Origin of the sequence: Labrenzia sp. THAF82 (genome assembly GCF_009363435.1) — a bacterium.
Lineage (GTDB): Bacteria > Pseudomonadota > Alphaproteobacteria > Rhizobiales > Stappiaceae > Roseibium > Roseibium porphyridii.
Genome location: NZ_CP045354.1, coordinates 494863 through 518273, shown reverse-complemented (window position 1 = coordinate 518273; position 23411 = coordinate 494863). Strand labels below are relative to the sequence as shown.

Annotated in this window: 24 protein-coding genes; 12 read left to right on the top strand and 12 right to left on the bottom strand. The window is 55.9% G+C overall.

Annotated features, from left to right (window positions below):
• Positions 1-76: 76 nt before the first annotated feature.
• From rplT to FIV00_RS02450, 3 genes are all read right to left on the bottom strand, one after another.
• Entirely contained in the window at positions 77-436 is a 360-nt protein-coding gene (gene rplT / locus FIV00_RS02460; protein ID WP_152499332.1) for a 50S ribosomal protein L20, read from the bottom strand.
• Between the two features lie 26 nt (positions 437-462).
• The gene (gene rpmI, locus FIV00_RS02455; RefSeq protein ID WP_145345317.1) at positions 463-660 is read right to left on the bottom strand and encodes a 50S ribosomal protein L35; all 198 of its coding nucleotides are present in this window, start codon (positions 658-660) and stop codon (positions 463-465) included.
• A gap of 313 nt (positions 661-973) precedes the next feature.
• A complete protein-coding gene (locus FIV00_RS02450) occupies positions 974-1591 on the bottom strand; it encodes an FMN-dependent NADH-azoreductase (protein ID WP_152499331.1) in 618 nt (205 codons plus the stop codon).
• A gap of 98 nt (positions 1592-1689) precedes the next feature.
• On the opposite strand from FIV00_RS02450, the gene FIV00_RS02445 reads away from it, so the two are divergent.
• On the top strand, positions 1690-2598 hold the full coding sequence (locus FIV00_RS02445; RefSeq protein WP_152499330.1) for a LysR family transcriptional regulator: 909 nt from the start codon (positions 1690-1692) through the stop codon (positions 2596-2598).
• Between the two features lie 16 nt (positions 2599-2614).
• Here FIV00_RS02445 and acuI read toward each other — a convergent pair whose 3' ends face one another.
• Genes acuI through FIV00_RS02420 form a run of 5 tightly spaced genes read right to left on the bottom strand, consistent with a single transcriptional unit; the run spans position 2615 to position 7825 of the window.
• The gene (gene acuI / locus FIV00_RS02440) at positions 2615-3607 is read right to left on the bottom strand and encodes an acryloyl-CoA reductase (protein ID WP_152499329.1); all 993 of its coding nucleotides are present in this window, start codon (positions 3605-3607) and stop codon (positions 2615-2617) included.
• A 14-nt stretch (positions 3608-3621) separates the two neighbouring features.
• Positions 3622-5256, bottom strand: a complete 1635-nt coding sequence (locus tag FIV00_RS02435; protein WP_152499328.1) for an acyl-CoA synthetase — start codon at positions 5254-5256, stop codon at positions 3622-3624.
• A 1-nt stretch (position 5257) separates the two neighbouring features.
• Positions 5258-6379: a dimethylsulfoniopropionate demethylase gene (locus FIV00_RS02430; protein WP_152499327.1), complete on the bottom strand. Its 1122-nt coding sequence runs from the start codon at positions 6377-6379 to the stop codon at positions 5258-5260.
• 11 nt (positions 6380-6390) lie between these two features.
• On the bottom strand, positions 6391-7017 hold the full coding sequence (locus FIV00_RS02425) for a DUF1326 domain-containing protein (protein WP_152499326.1): 627 nt from the start codon (positions 7015-7017) through the stop codon (positions 6391-6393).
• 10 nt (positions 7018-7027) lie between these two features.
• Positions 7028-7825 (bottom strand): DUF2182 domain-containing protein, encoded by a 798-nt coding sequence (locus tag FIV00_RS02420; RefSeq protein ID WP_209006785.1) that lies wholly within the window; start codon positions 7823-7825, stop codon positions 7028-7030.
• A gap of 155 nt (positions 7826-7980) precedes the next feature.
• Here FIV00_RS02420 and FIV00_RS02415 point away from each other — a divergent pair, with 155 nt between their 5' ends.
• On the top strand, positions 7981-8712 hold the full coding sequence (locus FIV00_RS02415; protein WP_152499325.1) for a FadR/GntR family transcriptional regulator: 732 nt from the start codon (positions 7981-7983) through the stop codon (positions 8710-8712).
• A 9-nt stretch (positions 8713-8721) separates the two neighbouring features.
• On the opposite strand, the gene rhaI is transcribed toward FIV00_RS02415, so the two are convergent.
• Complete coding sequence (rhaI, locus tag FIV00_RS02410; protein WP_152499324.1) at positions 8722-10005, bottom strand: L-rhamnose catabolism isomerase; 1284 nt, start codon at positions 10003-10005, stop codon at positions 8722-8724.
• A 150-nt stretch (positions 10006-10155) separates the two neighbouring features.
• Positions 10156-12258, bottom strand: a complete 2103-nt coding sequence (locus tag FIV00_RS02405) for a bifunctional rhamnulose-1-phosphate aldolase/short-chain dehydrogenase (protein WP_152499323.1) — start codon at positions 12256-12258, stop codon at positions 10156-10158.
• A 185-nt stretch (positions 12259-12443) separates the two neighbouring features.
• On the opposite strand from FIV00_RS02405, the gene FIV00_RS02400 reads away from it, so the two are divergent.
• The 8 genes from FIV00_RS02400 to FIV00_RS02365 all read left to right on the top strand — a co-directional run bounded on the left by FIV00_RS02400 (position 12444) and on the right by FIV00_RS02365 (position 20276).
• Positions 12444-13250: a DeoR/GlpR family DNA-binding transcription regulator gene (locus tag FIV00_RS02400; RefSeq protein ID WP_152499322.1), complete on the top strand. Its 807-nt coding sequence runs from the start codon at positions 12444-12446 to the stop codon at positions 13248-13250.
• A 54-nt stretch (positions 13251-13304) separates the two neighbouring features.
• On the top strand, positions 13305-14297 hold the full coding sequence (gene rhaS, locus FIV00_RS02395; protein ID WP_152499321.1) for a rhamnose ABC transporter substrate-binding protein: 993 nt from the start codon (positions 13305-13307) through the stop codon (positions 14295-14297).
• Between the two features lie 94 nt (positions 14298-14391).
• Positions 14392-15945, top strand: coding sequence for a sugar ABC transporter ATP-binding protein (locus FIV00_RS02390; RefSeq protein WP_152499320.1), 1554 nt, complete (start codon positions 14392-14394; stop codon positions 15943-15945).
• Entirely contained in the window at positions 15942-16925 is a 984-nt protein-coding gene (locus FIV00_RS02385; RefSeq protein ID WP_173005841.1) for an ABC transporter permease, read from the top strand. Before FIV00_RS02390 ends, FIV00_RS02385 begins: the two co-directional genes overlap by 4 nt.
• The gene (locus tag FIV00_RS02380; RefSeq protein ID WP_152499319.1) at positions 16922-17935 is read left to right on the top strand and encodes an ABC transporter permease; all 1014 of its coding nucleotides are present in this window, start codon (positions 16922-16924) and stop codon (positions 17933-17935) included. Before FIV00_RS02385 ends, FIV00_RS02380 begins: the two co-directional genes overlap by 4 nt.
• 4 nt (positions 17936-17939) lie before the next feature.
• A complete protein-coding gene (rhaM, locus tag FIV00_RS02375; RefSeq protein ID WP_152499318.1) occupies positions 17940-18254 on the top strand; it encodes an L-rhamnose mutarotase in 315 nt (104 codons plus the stop codon).
• Between the two features lie 6 nt (positions 18255-18260).
• Complete coding sequence (locus FIV00_RS02370) at positions 18261-19673, top strand: FGGY-family carbohydrate kinase (protein ID WP_152499317.1); 1413 nt, start codon at positions 18261-18263, stop codon at positions 19671-19673.
• Between the two features lie 114 nt (positions 19674-19787).
• Positions 19788-20276 carry a hypothetical protein gene (locus FIV00_RS02365; RefSeq protein ID WP_152499316.1) on the top strand — a complete coding sequence of 163 codons (489 nt, stop codon included), beginning with the start codon at positions 19788-19790 and terminating at the stop codon, positions 20274-20276.
• 13 nt (positions 20277-20289) lie between these two features.
• Here FIV00_RS02365 and FIV00_RS02360 read toward each other — a convergent pair whose 3' ends face one another.
• Complete coding sequence (locus FIV00_RS02360; RefSeq protein WP_152499315.1) at positions 20290-20829, bottom strand: L,D-transpeptidase; 540 nt, start codon at positions 20827-20829, stop codon at positions 20290-20292.
• Positions 20830-21023: 194 nt separating this feature from the next.
• On the opposite strand from FIV00_RS02360, the gene FIV00_RS02355 reads away from it, so the two are divergent.
• Together FIV00_RS02355 and FIV00_RS02350 are read left to right on the top strand one after the other, a co-directional pair.
• A complete protein-coding gene (locus FIV00_RS02355; protein ID WP_152499314.1) occupies positions 21024-21707 on the top strand; it encodes a response regulator transcription factor in 684 nt (227 codons plus the stop codon).
• A 25-nt stretch (positions 21708-21732) separates the two neighbouring features.
• Entirely contained in the window at positions 21733-22239 is a 507-nt protein-coding gene (locus FIV00_RS02350) for a Crp/Fnr family transcriptional regulator (RefSeq protein WP_152504080.1), read from the top strand.
• Positions 22240-22774: 535 nt separating this feature from the next.
• Here FIV00_RS02350 and leuD read toward each other — a convergent pair.
• A complete protein-coding gene (leuD, locus tag FIV00_RS02345; RefSeq protein ID WP_152504079.1) occupies positions 22775-23380 on the bottom strand; it encodes a 3-isopropylmalate dehydratase small subunit in 606 nt (201 codons plus the stop codon).
• Positions 23381-23411: the final 31 nt, after the last annotated feature.

Genomic DNA, 23411 nt, shown 5'->3' with positions numbered 1-23411 from the left:
CGGTCACGCAGACAAAAGAAAAAGCGCGGCCCGCTAAAGCCGCGCTTTCCAGAATTCTTGTTCCAAGCTGCCCGAATTAAGCAGTCAGAGCACCCTGTGCCTTGTCAACCAGAACCTTGAAGGCATCCGGCTGATTGATCGCGAGATCGGACAGAATCTTGCGGTCGACTTCAACACCAGCCTTGTTCAGACCGTCGATAAACCGGCCATAGGTCAGGCCATGCTGACGGGTTGCTGCGTTGATGCGCTGGATCCAGAGCGAGCGGAAGTTACGCTTCTTGGCCTTGCGGTCGCGATAAGCGTATTGGCCTGCCTTCTCGACAGCCTGCTTGGCAACGCGGATGGTGCTCTTGCGGCGGCCGTAATAACCTTTAGCGGCCTTCAGAACTTTCTTGTGACGAGCGTGGGCGGTTACGCCCCGTTTGACGCGTGACATTTAGGTGATCTCCTTCGGGGCTGGCGTTATGCGTAAGGCAGGAACTGCTTCACGATCCGTGCATCCTGATCGCTCAACGTGGTGGTGCCACGAGCGTTGCGGATGAACTTGTTCGTGCGCTTGATCATGCCATGGCGCTTGCCGGCCTGCGCGGTTTTCACCTTGCCGGTCGCAGTCACTTTAAAGCGCTTTTTAGCGCCGGACTTCGTCTTCAGCTTGGGCATTTTGCATCCTTTCCTTGGTGCGTCCGCTCAAACGGGCGCTTCTTTCTTGGTGCATTCAGAGCCGACACGGCATGCCCTTGGTTGTCGATGGAGGCCTGCAAGAGAATACAGAAGACCAGTCCACGACGAGCCGGACGACTCTGGACCGGGCGCTTATATGGGAGGATCTGCGGAAATGCAACCGGAAACGGGCGTTTCCCGGCACCCCGAAATGCCTGCACCCGTCGCCCCAACTTGGCGCAACGGGTATCGGCCGATCTGATCTTCAAAAACTGGGCGATGGAAGCCCTGGCCCGAAGTCTTTTTTCATGGCCTATACAGCTCGCTTCGCTTCATCTTTGGCGGCCTCGAGCCTGTCGGCAAATGCATCGGCCGCCGCTATTGCCGTGCCTTGTACATGAACGAATTCGACACTTTCTATGCCCAGGAAGTTCAACAGGAAATTAAGATATGGCTGTACGAAATTTGCAGCGGAAAAGGGCTCACCCGCCAGGTATCCCTCAGCGCCATAGGTGCAGACAACAACCGCACGACGCGTTTTGACCAGTCCCTTGAAACCACCTTCTCCCATGGAAAATGTGTGACCGATGCGGGAAATCTGATCGACCCAGGCCTTGAGTGCAGCAGGAATGGAGAAATTGTAGATCGGGACTGCGAGCAATAGCGTATCTGATGCCTGAATTTCTGCGATCAGACTATCCGACAGGGCCGTTGCAGCTTGCAGTTCAACAGAAAGACCATCCTGAGGGGCGTAGAACCCTTCAATGGTTTCTTGAGCGATGAACGGGATAGAACCGTCTGAGACATTTCGGGTAATGACCCGGCACCCTGGATGCTGTGTTCTGAACTCAGCTTCAAAGGCGTCTGCCACGGCTGCAGAATGCGACCCCTGCAGACGGGAGCTTGAATTGATGCGAAGCAACTGGGTCATGAACTGACCTCCTTGGTGAATGGTCAGTCGGATTTAGTTTCATGCGCTAGTTCGAAAAATACGTCGAAATGCATCGAAGTCGTGCGTAAGCTGCACGAATGGAACTCTCAACACTCAAGACGGCACTCCTCGTGCGGGACCTTGGCAGCTTCGCTGCCGTTGCCAGACTTCTGGATCTCGACGCTTCGAGCGTGTCGCGCGTCATCGCGCAGCTGGAACAGGATGTCGGATTTCGGTTATTCCAGCGAAGCACCCGCAGTCTTGCTCCAACAAGCGAAGGGGAACTTTATCTGAACCGCATTGCGCCGCTTTTGGAAGAACTTGAAGCTGCGGGCGACGAAGCCCGAACGACGGCAATTTCTCCGAGGGGAACCTTGCGCATGACGGTCAGCATTTCCTTCGCTCAGGAATGCTTGCTCCCGGTTCTGCCCGAATTCAAGGAAAGATATCCGGAAATTGACGTTGAGCTTCTGGCGTCGGACTCAAACCTCGATTTGAGGGCAGACGGAATTGACCTTGCAGTTCGGTTCGGCTCCATGCCGAAAGGAGACTGGATTGTCAGCAAACTGATGACGACGCGATACCGCGCTGTTGCTTCGCCGGAGTATATTGAAAGAACAGGGCCCGTCCGTCACCCGGACGATCTGTCGGAGCGGGAGTGTATCCGTTTCGCCATCCCAGGCTTTCGAACCTATTGGCAGTTTCGGGAGCATGACAGCACAGAAGCATTCGCCGTCCCGATTGGTGGCGCGACCGTCATATCGAACGCCTTGTCGATCAGGTCGGCGGCCCGTCTCGGCATGGGCATCGCACTCATGCCGATCATGCTGATCAGGCGGGACCTGCAAAAAGGAACGCTGGTTGACCTTTTTCCGGATTACGCTTGCGCGGCGGCATCTTTTGAAACAGCTGCCTGGCTTGTTTACCCAAGCAGGTCTTATCTTCCGCAGAAGGTCAGAGTTATGATCGATTTTCTGAAAGAGCATTACGGGCGGCCTGCACTCTGACCGCCCAGACACCGCATCAGGCGTTCACATCGACCACGACACGACCCTTCACCTGTCCCTTGAGGATATCGGCTCCCAGTTTGGGCAGGTCCTCCAGTGTCGCGGGCTGAATCATTGCCTCAAGCTTGTCCATCGGCAGGTCTTTGGCCAATCTCTCCCAAGCCTTCAGACGCGCGTCATATGGCTTCATCACGCTGTCGATCCCAAGAAGATTGACACCGCGCAACAGGAAGGGGACGACGGTTGCCGGCAATGCCGCACCACCAGCCAGACCAACCGCTGCGACGGACGCGCCGTATTTCATCTGACCCAGGACCCTTGCAAGCATCGATCCGCCAACCGCGTCGATACAGCCAGCCCAGGTTTCCGATTCCAGAGGACGTTTGACGGTCTCGGCGACATCGTCTCGCGGCACAATGCGGCTGGCACCGAGCGATTTCAGATAATCCCAGGTGCTTTCGCGCCCTGTAACAGCAGCCACTTCGTAACCAAGATTGGCCAAAATGGCTGTCGCGACGGATCCGACACCACCTGCGGCTCCTGTCACCAGAACAGGGCCATTCTCAGGCTTCAGGCCATGCTCTTCCAGCGCCATCACCGCCAGCATTGCGGTGAAACCGGCTGTTCCGATCGCCATGGCATTCCGAGTGCTCAAACCGTCCGGCAACGGAACCAGCCACTCGCCTTTCACGCAGGCCTTTTGCGCATATCCGCCCCACCAGGCTTCACCAACGCGCCAGCCGGTCAGCACAACCTTGTCGCCCGGCTTGTACCAATCGTCGTTGGACTCCTCGACAGTGCCTGCGAAATCGATCCCCGGCACATGCGGGTAGTTTCTTACCAGCCCGCCACCCGGTCCGACGCACAAACCGTCCTTATAGTTCAGGGTTGAATAATCCACCGCAACAGTCACATCACCTGCCGGCAATTGTGTCTGATCAATTTCCTGAACGGAGGCATTTGTCTTGCCGTCTTCATCCTTGTCGACAATTAGGGCTTTGAACGTCATTTCATCTGGTCCTGTTAAACTGCTGTTTCGGCAATAGACCTGGCCTGTTGGCGCAGGACAAATTTCTGGATCTTACCGGTTGCGGTCTTGGGCAACTCGGTGAAGACAATCTTCTTGGGTCGCTTGAAGCCAGCCATGTTCTCACGGCAAAAGCCAATCAGACTTTCCTCTGTTTCAGCGCTGCCATCCTTCAATTCGACAAAGGCGCAAGGAACCTCGCCCCAGGTTTCATCAGGCAAGGCGACGACGGCGGCCAGCACCACATCCGGATGCCTGTGCAACACGCCCTCAACCTCGACAGAGGAAATGTTCTCTCCGCCTGAGATTATCACATCCTTCAACCTGTCCCGGATCTGGATATAGCCGTTTTGGTGGCGAATGGCAGCATCGCCGGAGTTGAACCGGCCGCCGGAAAACCCATCGGCTGTTGCCTCCGGGTTCTTGTAGTAGCCTTTCATCACGGTGTTGCTTCTGATGACAATCTCGCCTTGCGTTTCCCCGTCCCAGGGAACAGAAACTCCGGTGTCACGGTCGATGACATCAATCGTTTCCGTCATCGGAAAACCGACACCTTGCCACGATTGCCGCTCGGCCTGTACGTCCGCGGACAGATCGTCCCATTCCTCGCGCCACAAGCATTGCGCGACATGTCCATAGGTTTCGGTCAGGCCATAGACCTGCATTACCTCCAGGCCCAACTGCTTTACGCCGGCGAGAACCGCTGCTGGAGGCGGTGCGCCTGCGGTCATGACCTTGACCTTGTGGCTGATGGCCTTCCGTTGGCTTTCGGGCGTGTTCAAAAGCATGGCGAGGACGATCGGCGCCCCGCCAAGATGCGTTATCTGGTGTTCGGCGATCAGCCTGAAGACCGCCTCGCCGGTGATCTGACGAATACAGACAATCGTCCCGGCCATCAGTGTCATGGTCCAGGCATGACACCAGCCATTGCAGTGAAACATCGGGACTGAATAGAGATAGACCGGATGGCGCGGCAGTTCCCATGCCTGGGGCGTACCCATGCACATGAGATAGGCTCCACGATGATGATAGACGACACCTTTGGGCCGACCTGACGTTCCCGACGTATAGTTCAGGGCAAGAGCGTCCCATTCGTCGCCAGGCCCTTGCCACGGGAAGTCCGGATCGCCTTCCTTCACCAGTTGGTCGTAGGTCGAAGACCCAATGCAGGCCCCGCCAGGGCCCTGAGCATCAATGATATCGACGGCAGGAACGATGGCCTCATTGATATCAAAAGCCTTTTTGACAACATCGGAAAAGGCAGTGTCAACGAAGACCAGCTTCGCATCGCTGTGATCCAGAATGTAAGCAACCGTTTCGGGTTCCAGCCTCGTATTGATCGTGTTCAGCACAGCTCCTGTCAAAGGGACTGCATAATGCAGCTCGAACATTTCAGGGATGTTCGCTGCCATGACGGAGACCGTGTCTCCAGGCTTGATACCCATCGCGACCAATTGCGCTGCGACCCTGCTGACACGGTCCTTGACTTCGGACCATGAGTATCGGCGTTCGTTATAAATAATGGCGGTTCGCGCAGGAAAGATCGCCGCTGTCCTTTCAAGAAAGGAAAGCGGGGACAAGGGCACGTAGTTGGCTGCTTGCCTGGAGAAGGCGTCGTAATGCTCCTTCATCTCAGGGCTCCTGATGAATAAACGGCTTTTCCCAGACTGTGGCGGCCCTCATGCCGTGCGGGGTGTCGACCTGCACCTTGGTTCCATCATCCCAATGCGTCATGCGCACCATGCCGAGCGCGACATTGGTCCGATAATCCGGGGAATAGGCTGCCGAGCTCACCGTACCGACCTGGCGCCCCCCTGCAATGATCGGCCACAATTCGTCGCATGGCGGCACCGGATCACCGTCAATCGCAACGCTGCGGATTTGCCTGACAGGGCCTTCCACGGCAACGCGCAGCAAAGCATCCCTGCCGATGCAGCCGATGGCGTCCTTCGTCTGGCAGAACCGCCCCAACCCGCATTCATGGGGTGTGTTGTTTCGAGTCATGTCATTGCCATAAGACAGCAACTGACCTTCGATCCGCTCAATCAGGTTTGGGCAACCGGCGCGGACATCCATGTCTTCCCCGGCTTCCATCAAGGCATCCCAGACAGGTTCGCCAAGATCGAACCCTTCAACATAGAGTTCAAAGCCTCCCTGTTTTGAATAGCCTGACCGGGCCAGAACCAGCCTCTGACCCTCAAACTCGACATAATCATAGTGAAAGAAACGAATGGAGCGGATCCGTTCTCCAAAGACCCGCGCCACCAGGTCTTCGGCTTTCGGCCCCTGGATCGCGAGCGGAGCGACATCGGGTTCATCGACATCGACCTCCAGCCGGAAAGCATGGGCGAGGCCCTTGATCCAGAACAGAAGATCGCTATCGGCCACCGACACCCAGAACTTGTCTTCGGCAAGTTTTGTCGTCACCGGGTCATTCAGCATGCCACCGGTTTCGTCGACCATCGGTGTATAGTAGCACCGCTCTTCGCTCATTCCGGACAGGTCGCGCGGCGTCAGCATCTGCGCCAACCGTGCGGCGTCAGGCCCCCAAAGCTCCACCTGCCGTTCGCACGAAACATCCCAAAGCTGAACTTTGGATTTCAGATGACGATAGTCCGCTTCCACGCTTTCAAACACTGTCGGCAGAAGCATATGGTTGTAAACCGTATAACCCTTGACACCGGCGGACTGAACGCGCCGGGAAAATGGGGTCTTTCGGGTACGGCGAGAAACTGAAAGCGCGGGGACCTGCATCTCGATCTCCTTTATGCAGCCTGTTCGGCAGCCGGACCCGACCAGTCGATCTGGCAGATCTCTGCACTGCGGCCATCGAAATCCCAAACCCGGCCAAACGCCCGCACGCGGCCCTGCGTTGCCGTGGCAACGGTGATATCCCGGCCCATCCAGTATTCGGTGTTGGAAATAACGATGTCTTCATCCGGATTGGCACCCGGCACCGGCACGACTTCTCCCTTGATGGCCTTGCCCACCACCAAACGGCGTGTCTTGCCCTCATTGGTGTAAGACACTGGCGCGCGCTCTGCTCCAAGAAACTCACTCACGAGCACTTTGAACAACCCGGTCGTTCCCCGGGCCTGACCTGAGAAGATTTTCACAAGACCGTCAAACGCTGTGTCACTTGCACGATCATCGATGAATACGGCGGCTTTCCAGTTTCCACGCGCCATCAATCCGGGTATCTCAATCAAAAGCCCGATATTCAGGCCGGACAGGTCCTCACCCTGATAGTGCCCTTCGTCGATGCGAATTCCTCCCCAGGTCTGGCAGTAACCCTCGGTCGGCGGATGCTTTCCAAGCGACACCACGCAGGGACAGAAGACCGTACAGTTGCAGTTCAAGATCAATTCACCGCGAATGGCCCATCCGGACATTAGTATCTCCCTAGACTGATTGCGTTGTTACGAGTGGCAGGAGGACGACGGTCAGTCCTGCCACAATTAGAAAAACACCAAGCGGTGCGCTGATCCGGGAGCCGAATTGCGGCAGTTTCTCCAGCGTCATCAGCACCATCGCAAGACCCATGAACGCAAGGTTCATTGTGCCCGCCACAAAGGCCAGCAGCATCAAGGCCCAGCAACATCCAAGACAGACAGCTCCGAGCCGCAGGCCAAGTTGAAGGGCTCCCGATACGCCCGGTTTCCAGTGGCTCATGAAAAACGTCAACGGGCTCTGGCAAGCTTTAAGACAAGCCTCCTTGAGCGGGCTGAACTGATAGACGCCGGCCAGGATCAAGAGGCCGCCATTGACGAAAACCGAAGTGACCTGGCCGAGCGGATTGAGAAGGCCGGCGCTTGCCAACCACACCTGGATCACGGCCGCCAAAGCAGAAAATCCCAGCCAGATTGCCAGGTAACCGCCTCCAAGGGCTGCAAACGACCAAGTACCTGCAGCATCGGTGTGGGTCAGATCTGAGTAGGTACGAAGGGCCGGAAATGCGGTTGGCGCCATCATCGCAAGCGCCATCAAAGACCACATCACCACGGCCGAACCGAGCCCGGCATCAGCAGCAGATTGCGAACAAAGCGACAGCAGAAATTGCGCAGCCGAGCCTTGCCACTTCAAGGCCGGATCAACGGCAGCCTGCATGGCGAACAGGACACTCCAGGCCACCAAGATGCTCGCAAAAAACGTAAGCCACATCGCCTTGTGGCCGGGCAAAAGTCGGTCGATAGCCTTCACCCTGTCCTCCCAGACTTGATTGCGCTTACGCTGCTCCTCGTGAATTGAAAAGTCAAACTTTTAATTGTCTGACATTTGTTTTTTCCAATTGACCCTCGAGTCGACGGCCATTAGGTTGATCAGGCTGAAATGAAACTGCATGGCGGGAGAGCTCATTGGCGATTGAATTCAATACGATTCAGAAGGAAGGACTCTCGGTCCAGATCGCCAATGCCATCCGAAATGCCATTCTCGAAGGCCGTCTCGCCGGAGAGGAGCGCCTTCCGAGCGAAGCTGAATTGTCAGAACGTTTCGGTGTGTCACGCTCAACGGTGCGCGAAGCCCTGAAAAGGCTGGCCGCCCAAAACCTGATCCGCAGTGAACGCGGCTCTTCCGGTGGCGCTTTCGTCAACCGCATGACTTGGGACGAAGCCAAAGCCAATCTCGTGACGACCACGCGTCTGCTGATCGGCATGAACGATATTCCGTTTGAAGATGCGATTGAATCCCGGTTCGCACTGGAAATGGCAGCACTGCCGATGGCGGCCCTGAACCGAACCGAAGAACAGCTTGAAGCACTCGAAACCGAGATTGCCCGCCAACGGAATCCAAACACAAGCGACGAAGACTTCTGCGCTTCTGATGTCAGCTTTCATTCGGTCGTAGCCGATGCCACTGACAGCCCATTGCTGGCATTCCAGCTTTCATCGGCTTTTGAAGCCATGCAGCCGCTGATGAACATGCTGGTCTATCGACTGCGCGACCGCGAGCGCATCGCCGAAATTCATGAGGCGATGCTTGGTGCGCTGAAGGCCGGCGACAGCGATGCAGCGTCGGCTCAGCTAGAAGCCTTGTCTGCCTACACCCGCGAACTTGCCGCTCAGCGCCGAAAGCCAATCGGCAACTAACTGGCGGCTTCAGACAATTCCACCACCTGCACCGGTCACTGCCGGCCGTATCTCAGCGACCTTGTTCCGATACCCGGAGGCGCGGTATGCCGAAACCGGGTCGATGACACCCCCATTTTCAAGTCGGGCCATGGCAAGAATGGGTTCAACGTCAGTTCTGAAGGCTTGCTTCAGTGTCGCTGAGGCCATCAGGGCGTCGTTGTCCTGCTGAAAGTCATGCAGCACCGATCTGTCGACAATCAGCGCCTGCGCATAGGCGCGTTGAACTTCCATGGCGCTCACCATGAGGCTCTCGATCGGGTCGGTCACGTTGTGCGACTGATCAAGCATATGCGCAGGAGCGAAACCTTCTGCACTGCGCGTCTCCGCGTCGACCAGCTCGTTGAAGACCAGAAACAGCCGGTAAGGATCGATCGATCCGGTATCCAGATCGTCGTCACCATATTTGCTGTCGTTGAAATGGAAACCGCCCAGTTTCTGGAATTGAATGAGCCGAGCTACGATCATCTCGATGTTGACGTTCGGCGCATGATGCCCGAGATCAACGAGGCAAAAGGCCCGGTCTCCAAGCTCCTGCGCAATGAGGTAATTGGTGCCCCAGTCCTGCACGACTGTCGAATAGAAAGCTGGTTCAAAAATCTTGTGTTCCGTGAAAAGCCGCCAGTTCTCGGGCAACTCCGCATAGATTGCCTTTGCTGAGTCCAGATATCTCTCGAACTGCCGGACAAAATGCGTCTGCCCCGGAAAATTGGAGCCGTCTCCAACCCAGACTGTAAGCGCCGTGGAGCCGATGGCAGTGCCGATCTCGATGCACTCCAGATTATGGTCAATCGCCTGCTGGCGCGTTGCCGCATTGGTATGCGTCAGAGAACCGTATTTATAGGAATGCGTCTGGCCAGGCTGGTCCTGAAAGGTGTTGGAATTCATCGCATCGAACCCAAGACCAAGCGATAACGCACTTGCTTTGAGGTCCGACGGATCCGCCTTGTCCCAGGGAATGTGCAGAGAAACCGACGGCGTCGCGCGGGTCAATTGATGAACAACCGCGCAATCCTCAAGCTTGTCGAATATGTGCCGGGGCTCACCTCTGCCGGGAAAACGCGCAAATCGCGTCCCTCCTGTTCCAACCCCCCAGGAGGGGATAGCAACACCGTAGCCGGAGACCTTGGCTTTTATGTCGTCTATCGCGATGCCGCGACGATCCAGCTGTTCACCCAGTGTTGCATAGTCGCGGCTCAAGACGGTCAAAGCCGCTTCGTTTTCCTGGGCGATCACAGAGTTGTCGATCATCATCTTGAAGATCCTTTCCTGACCCTTCCCGGCCGTTGGTGACCAGGCGGTCCGGCACTCGATAGGGGGTGAAACAATGTCTGAATGTGTCTTCCAACCGTGGGGATGTCACCCTGCTCGAACCAGTGCTCCAGGCAACCGCCGGGTTGGACGCTAGCGCGTAAAAGACTGCACATTTCCGGCATCGACATTGATGATGTTGCCGGTTGATTTTGACGACACGTCGGAAGCGAAGAAATAACTCGCTTCAGCAATATCTTCCGGCAGAACGGATCGCTTCAGAAGAGATCGCTGACGGTAGTGTTCTTCGAGTTCGGATGTGTCTTTGCCATAGGCTTCCGCCCGTTCCTTCAGCCAGTTTCCGGACCAGATCTTGGATCCCCGAAGCACCGCATCCGGGTTGACCACATTGACGCGGATCCCTTCAGGAGCACCTTCCAGCGCCAAACACCTGGCAAGATGCAGCTCCGACGCCTTCGCTGTGCAATAGGCGCTGGCACCTGGTGAAGCCGCCAATCCGTTTTTGGATCCGATGAAAACGATGGAACCGCCTAGCCCTTGTGTCTTGAGAACCTGAAATGCCGCGCGCGACACCAGAAAATAGCCGGTCGACAGGATGGAAAGGTTGCGGTTCCAGAGATCCAGCGTCGTCTCCTCTATCGGCGCAGAGGAGGCAATGCCTGCATTCGACACAAGGATATCAACGCCACCGAATTCCAGCGCAGCCCGAGAAAAACTCTCCGCGACCGCGTCTTCACTCGTGACATCCATTGTGACGGCCCGGACAACATCCTTGGAGTAGCGCCCGCTCAGATTGTCCGCGGCGGCCGCAAGGGCCTCCTTGTCGATATCCGCCAGGACAACACAGGCTCCTTCGCGCAAAAACCGCTCAGCCGTTGCTGACCCTATTCCGCCAGCACCTCCGGTCACCAACGCGATCCGCCCCGCCAGGCTTTTCGACTTTGGCATACGCTGCAGCTTCGCCTCTTCGAGCAACCAGTACTCAATGTCGAAAGCTTCCTGCTCACGCAGTCCGCAATAGGTCGAAACGCTGGAAGCGCCCCGCATGACGTTAATGGCATTGGTATAGAATTCGCCTGAAATTCGGGCGGTTGCCTTGTCCTTGGCAAAGGTGATCATGCCGACACCCGGCACCAGATAGACGACGGCGTTCGGATCCCGAAGCGCTGGACTGTTGTCGTATTTACAACGTGCATAATAGGCGGCGTAATCGTCCCGATAGGTTTCCACCGCCTCGCCCAGGCCGGAGAGCGTGGCTTGAATGGCTGGATTGCCCGGGTCGAAATCGACAACAAGCGGCCTGATTTTGGTTCGCAGAAAATGATCGGGACAACTGGTGCCCAGAGCCGCCAGGGCTTCCATGTCATTGGAGTTGACGAATTCCAGAACTGCGTCACTGTCGTCAAAATGTCCGACCATGTGCTGCTTCCCGGAAATCATGCCTCGAATTGCCGGCATGAGACTGGCGGCGATGTCCCGCCGCTCAACCGGCGGCAGAGCATTGAACCTGGCACCGCCAAAGGCGTTTGTGCCCGCAGTTTTGTCCTCGAACCAGCCTATCGCCTTGTTGATGATTTCCAACGTCGTTTCGTAGCACTCCTTGGCGGTATCCGCCCAGGTAAACAATCCATGGCTTTCAAGAACGACACCCCGTGCCTGCGGGTTCGCCTCGCAAAACTTTTCAAGCCACAGACCCAACTCATATCCAGGCCGTTTCCAGGGCAGCCAGCCAATGTCCTTGCCAAAAATCTCTCGTGTGAGCTCCCTGCTGTCAGCCGCCGCCGCAATAGCGATGATTGCGTCGGGGTGCATGTGATCAACATGCGTCATGGGCACATAGGCATGAAGAGGCGTGTCGATCGACGCTGCACGCGGGTTCAGGTTGAAGGTACAGTGTGGCAGGTAGCCAACCATCTCATCTTCAAACTCAAGCCCCCGATAAAGACCTTTCAATGCGCGCAGCTTTTCCATGTAAAGCGTCGCAAAACCATCCATCTTGATGGTGCCGACGTCGCCTCCTGAGCCTTTCACCCACAGGACCTCAACTTCGTCGCCAATAAGCGGATCCTTTTGAAAAACCTTCGCGGATGTGTTGCCACCACCGTAGTTTGTGATGCGCTTGTCGGATCCGAGAAGGTTCGAACGATAAAGAAGAAGTTCAGGCTCACTCATGCCCGACGCCTTTTGATCGTCCCACAGGTTTTCCAGCCGGGACCCGGCGGCCGAATTCAACATGGTGTCCTCCCAGAATACGCCTGACAGCGGTCGTTTGTTTGGCTAGACACTCGCTTGATCAGACACGAATGTCAATCAAAAACAATCATATCCAATCATACTGCATTGCAAAATGATTATTATTGATCTTTTTTGATTGACAGTGACTGATAATGATGAAAACGTTTGATCAACGGGAGGACTATATGCACGAGAAAGAGCGCCACAGGATCATCTTGTCCGCTGTCCAGGATCGGCCGGTTGTTACGGTCCAGGAATTGGTGGCGTTGACGGATTCCTCGGAAGCAACCATACGTCGCGACATTGCTCAGCTGCATGTGCAAAAGAAACTGCGCCGTGTGCGTGGGGGCGCGGAATCAATTCACCCACCACAATTTGTCGGCCTGGCAGGACGTCCTTTCAGCGTAAACGAAACGATCAACATCGCGCAAAAGCGCGCGATTGCTCAAAAGGCTGTCGAACTCTGCGAAGACGGCGATGCGATCATCATCAACGGCGGCACCACGACATTTCAAATGGTCCACCCGCTGGCGACAAAACGGATGCAGGTATTCACCAACTCCTTCCCGATCGCCGAACATCTTCTCAAGAACTCCAAGAACACGATCATGCTGTCCGGCGGAGCGATCTACCGGGAGCAGAACATCATCTTGAGCCCCTTCGACAATGACGTGACCCGAAATTTCTATGCAAAGCGGATGTTCATGGGTGCGCAGGGCCTCGGCCCTCTCGGTCTCATGGAAGCTGATCCGCTTCTGATCCAGGCCGAACAGAAATTGATCGGCCAGGCGGACGAACTGGTCGTGCTTGCGGATTCATCCAAATTCAGTGCGCGTTCCAGCCTGATCCTGTGTGCGCTTGACCGGATCTCAACCGTGATCACAGACGAAGGCATTCCGGACAACGCGGCCAAGATGCTGGAGCAGGCCGACATCAATCTGATCGTGGCATCGGTGAACGCCACACAGAGCAAGGCGACCTCAAGCGGGTAGCCGGCATTCTGCCGGAACCCTCAACGGGCCGGCAGTTCATTTAGGGAGGAAGCAATGAAACTCTTCAAGTCACTATTGGCTGCAACAGCAGTTGCCGCCGTTTGTATCGCCGCTCCTGCACAAGCTGAAGACAAGCGCATTGCGTTGGTCGTCAAGGCTCTCGGGATCGGTTTCTTTGAGGCTGCCGCTAAAGGCGCGGAAGAAGCTGCCAAGGAATTGGGCGACGTGGAAATCATCTACACTGGCCCGACAGACACGACAGCGGAAGGTCAGATTGAGGTGATCAACGCCCTGATCGCGCAGAAGGTCGATGCTATCGCGATTTCCGCCAACGATCAGGATGCGCTGGTTCCAGCACTCAAAAAGGCCATGGACCGCGGCATAACAGTGATTTCGTGGGATTCAGGCGTTGCTCCGGAAGGCCGTCAGTTGCACCTCAATCCGTCGTCAAACCCGTTGATCGGCAACATGATCATCAAGCTGGCAGCTGATCATCTGCCAGATGGTGGCGATGTCGCGGTCCTGTCCGCATCAGCTACCGCAACGAACCAGAACATCTGGATCGAGGAGATGAACAAGGTCAAGGACAACTACCCCGGCATCAATGTGGTTGCGACCGTCTATGGTGACGATCTGGCAGACAAGTCCTACCGCGAAGCCCAGGGCCTGATGCAAACCTATCCCGATCTCAAGGCGATCATCGCACCGACCTCTGTCGGCATCGTCGCCGCGGCCCAGGCAGTATCGGACGCTGAAAAAGCCGGACAGATCAACGTTACCGGTCTTGGATTGCCATCTGAGATGGCCGGACATATTGAGTCGGGCGCATCCAAGTCGTTCGCCATCTGGAACCCGATCGATCTGGGCTATTCAGCCACGATGCTGGCCTACAATCTCGCGACCGGAAAGGCAGAAGCTGCACCCGGTGCTGAAATTGAAATGGGCCGCATGGGCAAACTTGAGCTGAACGACAACAACGAAGGCGCAATGGCCGACCCGTTTGTCTACGACAGCTCCAACATCAACGACTTCAAAGATATCTTCTAAGCCTTTGCTTAGATCCATCTTAGGATGTCTTGGACCCGGTGCCCTGCACCGGGTCTCCTGAACCAACTAGAACAACTGGCTCCGGGATATGGTTATGCTTGCGAACACGCACGGCATTGAAGACGCGCATCCTCAGTCCGCCAGGGGATCCAAACCGGCTCTGTCCCTGACAGGCATCTCCAAGTCCTTTCCCGGGGTCAAGGCACTGTCTGAGGTTTCCCTGGAGCTTTATCCTGGCGAAGTCACAGCACTTGTCGGCGAAAACGGTGCCGGTAAATCCACCATCGTCAAGATATTAACTGGCATCTACCAGCCGGATGAAGGTGAAATCGTCATTGACGAAAAACGCGTCGCGTTTCCGACTGCTCAAGATGCAGGACGCGCCGGCGTGACCGCAATTCATCAGGAAACTGTTCTGTTTGATGACCTGTCGGTCGCGGAGAATATCTTCATCGGCCACGCCCCCAAGACCCGCTTCGGCTTGATCGACCGGCGCAAAATGCTCATTCAAGCGCAAAATCTTCTGGACAGAATTGGCGCGTCGATCGACCCCCATGTCACACTGAGAGACCTCGGGATTGCCAACAAGCATCTGGTGGCGATTGCTCGCGCGCTCTCTATTGATGCCAGCATCGTCATCATGGACGAACCGACGGCATCGCTCTCGCACAAGGAAATTGAAGAGACCTACGAGCTCGTTGAACGGTTGAAGACGGAAGGAAAGGCCATCCTCTTCATCAGTCACAAGTTCGATGAAATCTTTCGGATCGCAGACCGTTACACCGTATTCAGGGACGGACAGATGGTCGGTGCCGGACGCATCAATGAAGTATCCGAACGTGAATTGGTCAAACTCATGGTCGGGCGCTCGGTCGATCAGGTCTTCCCGAAGCGCTCTCCGCAGCTCGGCAAGGAAGTGCTCAAGGTTGCCGGCTATTCGCATCCGACCGAATTTGAAGATATTGGCTTCGCATTGCGATCGGGTGAAATTCTCGGTTTCTATGGCCTGGTCGGTGCCGGTCGAAGTGAATTCATGCAGGCGCTCTTCGGTGTAACGCGTCCCTCGAAGGGCGCTATTCGCATCGACGATCAGATCGCCGTTATTCGAGATCCAAATGAAGCCATCGGCCACGGCATCGTCTATGTCCCGGAGGACCGGGGCAAGCAAGGCGCCGTCAAGGGATTGCCGATTTTCCAGAACATTTCCCTGCCGTCCTTGAAGGAAACATCCAGAAACGGTTTTCTGAGGCTGGCGGAGGAATTCAAACTTGCCCGCGACTACACCAGGCGCCTGGACTTGCGTGCCGCGGCGCTCGACCAGGACATTGGTGAATTGTCCGGCGGCAACCAGCAGAAAGTCGTCATCGCCAAATGGCTGGCAACGAAGCCACGGGTCATCATTCTCGACGAACCGACGAAAGGCATTGATATCGGTTCCAAGGCCGCCGTTCACGAGTTCATGGCGGAACTGGCGGCAGAAGGCCTCGCAGTGATCATGGTGTCCTCCGAAATCCCTGAAATTCTTGGCATGTCGGATCGCGTGATCGTTATGAGAGAGGGCCGAATTGCAGCCGAGTTTGAAGGGGCGGAGCTGACTCCGGAACACCTGGTCCGGGCAGCGGCGGGAATTGTGGAGACGCACTCATGATCCACTCTCTGATCAAGTCCCGTGAGACTGTTCTGGCGGCCGCCATTCTTGTCCTCATCGGTGCCATTGCATCGCGGTTCCCCGCCTTCGTCGCTCCGTCAAATCTTGTAAATGTTTTTAACGACACGGCACCACTGATCATTCTCGCACTCGGTCAGATGGTTGTGATCCTGACCCGATGTATCGACCTGTCGGTCGCCGCCAATCTGGCCCTAACAGGCATGGTTGTCGCAATGCTCAACACGATCTTTCCGGATCTTCCCGTACCGTTGATCATGGTGATTGCCATCGGACTGGGATCAGTGATGGGCCTCATCAACGGTCTTCTTGTATGGAAACTCGACATACCGCCGATTGTTGTCACGCTCGGCACCATGACCATCTTTCGCGGCATCATTTTTGTCATCTCCGGTGGTGAGTGGATCAACGCGCACGAAATGAGCGCCGCCTTCAAGGCGTTTCCGCGGGAGGTAGTCTTCGGGCTGCCGGTGCTGTCATGGATCGCAATCCTGGTGTTGATCGGCTTCATCGTCCTGATCGGGCGCACGGCGCTCGGGCGGGCCTTCTTCGCGGTCGGCGGCAATCCACACGCCGCTGTTTATACCGGCATCAATGTCGGGCTGACCCAATGTGCAGCTTACGTCATTTCCGGCGCTCTGGCTGGCCTCACCGGCTACCTTTGGGTCGCGCGATACGCTGTTGCCTATGTCGACATTGCAGGCGGGTTCGAACTTGAAGTCGTGGCTGCCTGTGTCATCGGCGGCATCTCGATTGCGGGCGGCATTGGGTCGGTTGGTGGCGCGCTCCTGGGGGCGCTTTTCCTCGGCATCGTCAAGAACGCCTTGCCTGTGGTCAATATCTCTCCGTTCTGGCAACTCGCCATTTCAGGCAGCGCCATCATCATCGCCGTTGCCTTCAACGCGACATCGAACCGGACCAAAGGCCGGGTGATCCTGAAAAAAGCGGAACATGCAACATGAGCCTTGCGACACACCAGGCCTCAACCGGACGGCAGATCCCGGATCGATTGAAAACCCCGTTACACCGCTTTCTGGCAAGTTGGGAACTGCTGCTACTTTGCGTCGCCGTGGCTGTTTTCATCCTGAACAGCTTCGCTTCTCCTTATTTCCTCGATCCCTGGAATCTTTCCGACGCGACCTACAATTTCACCGAAAAGGCGATGATCGCCTTCGCCATGGCATTGCTGATCATATCGGGCGAGATCGACCTCTCGGTCGCCTCGATCATCGCGCTAGCGTCAACCGCCATGGGGTTCGCCGTGCAACTCGGCGCGGAAACCCCGGCTCTGATCCTCATAGGGCTTGGCGTCGGCCTCCTGTGCGGGGCCTTCAACGGCTTTCTCGTCACAGGCCTCGGTTTGCCGTCCATCGTGGTCACAATTGGCACGATGAGCCTCTTTCGTGGCATCTCCTATATCGTCCTCGGAGACAAGGCTTACACCGGCTATCCTTCTGATTTCGGCTTTTTCGGCCAGGGCTACGTCGGGTGGGTGATAACCTTCGAACTCGTTCTCTTCGCAATTACCGCCGTCCTTTTTGCCATACTCCTACACAGGACCAACTTCGGTCGGGCCGTTTTTGCAATCGGCAACAATCCGGTTGGTGCGCTCTTCTCCGGCATTCGAGTGACCCGCGTTAAGTTTGCGTTGTTTTTGCTCACCGGTCTCATGTCGGGCGTTGCAGCCATCTGCCTGACTTCGCGCCTTGGTGCCACGCGGCCTTCGATCGCCTTCGGCTGGGAGCTTGAAGTGGTCACCATGGTCGTCCTTGGCGGCGTCAGCATCTTGGGCGGCTCAGGATCCATCCCGGGTGTTGTTATCGCTGCATTCGTGATGGGTATGGTGACCTTCGGCTTTGGCCTTTTGAATGTACCAGGCATCGTGATGTCGATTTTCATCGGCCTTCTGCTGATTGCGGTCATCACATTGCCGAGAATTGTCCGCCAGATCCTCACCAGACGGAAAGCCTGATCACATGGAAAAAGTCGCTTTCAAGATGTTGCTCAATCCCGGCATGGAAGACGAATACAAGAAGCGGCATGACGAGATCTGGCCGGAGTTGGTCACCCTGTTGAAGGATGCAGGCATCCGGGACTATTCCATTCATCTTGACCCGGACACCAACATCCTCTTCGGAGTTTTGTGGCGCGAAGACAATCACACCATGGAGGCACTGCCCGACCACCCCGTGATGCAGAAATGGTGGGCGCACATGGCTGACATCATGGCCAGCGAACCCGACAACAAACCTGTCGTGACAGACCTCAAGTCCGTCTTTCATATGGATTGACGGCAAATGGTCACCATCCAGCATGTCGGCGTCATCGATATCGGCAAGACCAATGTAAAAGTTGCTGTTGTCGATCTGGAAAAGCGGGCGGAAATTGGCGTTTTGACCCGGCCCAACAACGTGCTCCCGGGGCCGCCCTATCCGCACTATGACATTGATGGCCATTGGCATTTTATTTGTGACGCGCTCAAGAAACTCAATCTCGCCCACGGCATTGACGCCCTTTCGGTCACCGCGCATGGCGCAAGTGCCGTACTCCTGGACAAAGAGGGGAGGCTGGCATCTCCGGTGATCGACTACGAGTTTACCGGACCCGACGACCTTGAAACTGAATATGATGAAATCAGGCCTGCATTTTCCGAAACGGGATCGCCGCGCTTGAGCATGGGCCTGAATGTTGGCGCCCAGATCCATTGGCAGCTGAGCAACGACCCGACGCTTCACGATCGTATTGCCACTGTTCTGACCTATCCTCAGTACTGGACCTACCGTTTGACAGGGAAACTTGCCAATGAGGTGACGTCTCTTGGTTGCCATACCGACCTCTGGTGTCCACAGCAGGCAAGTTACTCAAGCCTCATTGACAAACTGGACCTGGGTGCACGGATGGCCCCGGTCAAAAAGGCTGCGGACCTTATGGGCCCCCTGTTGCCGGACGTTGCCCAAGAAATCGGAATTCCGGCCGACTTGAAGGTCACTTGCGGCATTCACGATTCCAACGCATCCCTCTACCCGTATCTACAGGAGCGGCGCCCTCCATTTTCCGTCGTCTCCACCGGCACCTGGGTCATCACGCTCGCCATTGGCGGTGTTGACGTTACGCTTGATCCAAGTCGAGACACCTTGATGAATGTGAACGCGCATGGTGACCCCGTCCCTTCGGCGCGATTCATGGGCGGAAGAGAATTTGATCTCGTCATGAGCGGACACGAGGCTTCCTGCACGGCCCGCGACGTTGAGCACGTTCTCACCGAGCCAATCTTGCTGTTTCCTGCTGTCGACCCGCGTTCAGGGCCCTTTCAGGGAAAGACCCATAGCTGGAACACCGATGAGACAAACCTTTCTGACGGAGAGCGCTATGCCGCGGTGTCTTTTTACCTTGCCCTGATGACGGCAGAGTGCCTGAAGATAACAGGAGCTCTCGGCCCAAGCCTTGTAGAGGGCCCATTTGCTCGCAACTCCCTTTATCTGGACATGCTGGCAGCAGCGACGGAGCGTTCGGTGGAAACCTCATCAGGCTCCTCCACGGGAACGAGCATCGGCGCTGCATTGCTGCTCGACAAAAAGGTCACCGCGCAGGCTTTTGGATCGGACTTTACAGACAAGGCAGAAACATTCGATGGCCGTTTGACCGGTTACGCAAGCGAATGGAAAAGCGCAGTCCAAAGCCAGCTCAATCGGTCAATTCCGCAACGTTGATCTGGTTTCCTCCGCTATCGGCAGATCACAAAATTGTGACTCAGGGCACAGCAATCGATTCGCACTTGCCGTAACGTGAGATCTTCAGGGGTGCGAGCTTAAGGATTATCGAAAATGCCCGACGTTACCGCACAACAGGCCCAGCAATTGATCTCCTTCGCAACCCAGCGACTTGGCCGGGTTGAGGGCAACGGTGAATGCTGGACACTCGTCAACAACGGTTACCAAAGCGTGGGCTTTATTAAGCCTTCAGGCACATATGTCTGGGGACGTGTTGTTCAACAACTAAGCCAGGCTCAGCCGGGCGATGTGTTTCAGTTTACCCGATTTGAAGTCACGACAAGGGTCACGAACTCGGACGGCAGCTGGTCTGAAACTGTCATGAGCCGGGGCGCACCCAGGCACACCGCCATCCTGGAAAGCATCGATGCAAATGGACTTGCGTCCTTCCTGGAAAGCAACGTGACCGAAGACCAGGTTGTCGTTCGCAACAACTACGGCACCCGAACCTACTCTTCTACCGACGACAACGGTGTCAGAACTTCCGTCACAGTCAGCGGAAGTTTCATCATTTATCGCCCGCAGGTCGCTGCCACACCCTGATGTCCGAAGCCTGTTACGGGACGATCACCATATTCGTCCCGACACCAGCAAGAGATAGGAGCAGCCGCATGTGCGCGGGCGCCACGGCGACACAGCCTTCGGTAGGGCTGTAGTCCTCGCGCGCGATGTGGAAAAAGATGGCACTACCACGCCCCTTCACGGCTGGAGACATGTTGCAGTCCAGAACAACGACGACATCGTAAAGCTGGTCATCGCGCCACATTTTTTCATGACCGGCGCCGAACGGCAGATCAACGGGTCTGTTGTAACGGCTGTGCGCCGGGTCATCGCACCAGCCGGAGGAAGGCGACAGAGGTTCATGCGGCAAGTCGGTCGGAGGAGGCAAACCCTTGTCGGGACGATAGTAGACATGAAGCAGTTCGAACCGTCCTGCTGGTGTGGCGCCATCACCCTCTTTTTTCCGTGTCACAATGCCTGATCGGCCAAGCGCACACGGAACCGTGATCTGGCCGAGACGCAAAATGCCCTTGGTTCGATCACGCGGTCGCGCTCGAACTTCAAGCGTATCTGCCGTTTTCCGGTGGGCTGTCATTTGATATCCGTTCCGTTTAGTCTGCAGGACAGAAGAACTTGATAAACCAGCCTTAAACCCCGCGTGAAGAAGAATTGACGACGCATGGCTTGTATGGCGAGAATTTCCCACGCACATAGAGGCAGCAACACGCATGTGTAGTTTGCACAAATCAGCGTGATCAGTTTTGAAGATTTTTGGCGAGGACCTCGACAATGACCGCCCGCACGATTTTGATAGTCGACGACGATAACGAACTCCGTGAAGCGCTGGTGGAACAGCTTTCTCTTTATGATGAGTTCGAGACCATCCAGGCGGATTCAGCTACGTCCGGCATCGGCCTTGCCAAGGATGAGCATGTCGATCTGCTCCTGATGGATGTCGGCCTTCCGGATATCGATGGCCGCGAAGCCGTTAAGCTGCTGCGTAAAAACGGCTTCAAAGCACCGATCATCATGCTTACGGGCCATGACGGAGACAGCGATACGATCCTTGGGCTGGAAGCCGGCGCAAATGACTATGTCACCAAGCCGTTCAAATTCGCAGTGCTTCTGGCCCGCGTCCGCGCTCATCTGCGCCAGCATGAGCAGAGCGAAGATGCCACCTTTGCCATTGGCCGCTATTCGTTCCGTCCTGCCGCCAAAGTCATGCAGGATGATGCAGGCGGCAAAGTTCGGCTGACCGAGAAAGAAACCTCCATTCTCAAATTTCTCTATCGCGCTGGTGAAAAGCCGGTGACCAGAGACGTGCTGTTGCATGAAGTGTGGGGCTACAATTCCGGTGTCACCACACACACACTTGAGACCCATATTTATCGGCTGAGGCAGAAAATCGAGCGTGATCCATCCAATGCCGAGCTTCTCGTGACAGAAGCCGGTGGATATAAGCTTGTGCCCTGAGAGCTATTCGGCGTAAATCTTGGGCATGAGCCTTGCCCAAGATATTGCGATTCTCAAACAAATCCCGATGCTGTCGGACTTCGCTGAGGACCAGTTGCGTCTGCTCGCCTTCAGTGCCGAAAGCATGGAGTATGGCAGCGGCCAGCGCTTGTTCGATCAGGACGAGCGCGCCGATGGCGGGCTCGTGATCACCAGTGGCACGGTAAGTCTGCAAATTCGGGGCGAGGATGGCTTCGACGAAGTCGACCGTGTTGGCGAAGGAACGTTGTTGGGCGAAACCGCGTTGCTGGCGGAAAACAAGCGTCCATGCCGCGCCGAGGCGATTGAAGGCGTTCGCATCATCCGCATTCGCCGCGCGCTCTTCAAACGCATGATCCAGGAATACCCGGAACTCGCCAAACGTCTCTTCGACCAGCGGGTCAATCAATTCCGCCACACGGTTTCTGTCCTCCGTCCACTCGGCGACAAGATGGCCGAACTGGAGCAGCTGAACGCGGAACGGCGCGTGCGGGACGACGAGAAGAAGTCGTAGCTCAATAAAAGAGTTTTTTGGAATAGATATTAAAGGGAATGCCGTGAATGGCTGGAGCGGCACGGACGAACCCGAACCCCATTTTCTTTAGTAGCTCTAGCTCTGCATTCATGATTGGTGTTGCGTGAATGGCTACGGAAGAATTCCGATCCCGGCGCACCCTCCAGATACAAACTTCAAGCAACCGTCTAGTGAACGCATGTGTGTCTAGGCCTGGAGGCACAAACAAGTACCGGATGAGGGGCACTGACAGATCAAAGCAGTCCGGTTTGTCGCCCCATGAAGGTATGAAATGCACCGCTGCAACCGGGCCAATTTCTGTTTCTGCAACATAGGCTTCATGCAGAAATTGATAGCTCGGCAGGTTCCCAACCCAACTTGAGAACGCTACCGGATCGCTACAATGGCTCTCCAGAACGTTGCAAGCTGACCTAGTGATTTTGGCAATGGCTGGCTGGTCGCCTATCCGGCCTGGACGGATTGCAACCTTCACCAGACTAGTATCGACATTACGACTTCATGAATCGCGTTGCTATCAAACCCAGGGACGGCTTTCGCCCATGGAGCCTTCGAAGCTGTCGATCTGCTCAGACTTGGCCATGGTCAGACCGATGTCATCAAGGCCGTTGATCAGGCAGTGCTTGCGGAACTGGTCGATCTTGAACGCAATGTCGCCGCTCTCCAGGCCCTGGATCTCCTGTTTTTCCAGGTCGATGGTCAGGGTAAAATTGGATCCGCGCTCAGCAGCATGCAGCAGGGTTTCCAACTCGTCTTCGGAGACTTCAATCGGCAAAATGCCGTTCTTGAAGCAGTTGTTGTAGAAAATATCTGCGAATGATGTGGAGATCACGCAGCGGATGCCGAAGTCGAGAAGAGCCCAAGGCGCATGCTCACGGGACGATCCGCAACCGAAATTATCACCTGCGATCAGGATCTTGGCGTCGCGATAGGCCGCCTTGTTCAGGATGAAATCGACGTTTTCAGAACCATCGTCATTGGTGCGCATTTCATGGAACAGTGCAGTTCCAAGGCCGGTGCGCTTGATCGTCTTCAGAAATTGCTTCGGAATGATCATGTCCGTGTCGATATTGACGATCGGCATCGGTGCCGCAACACCGGTCAAGGTTTCGAATTTTTCCATCATGGTCTCCTGAAGGGTCAGGCCGGGAGCA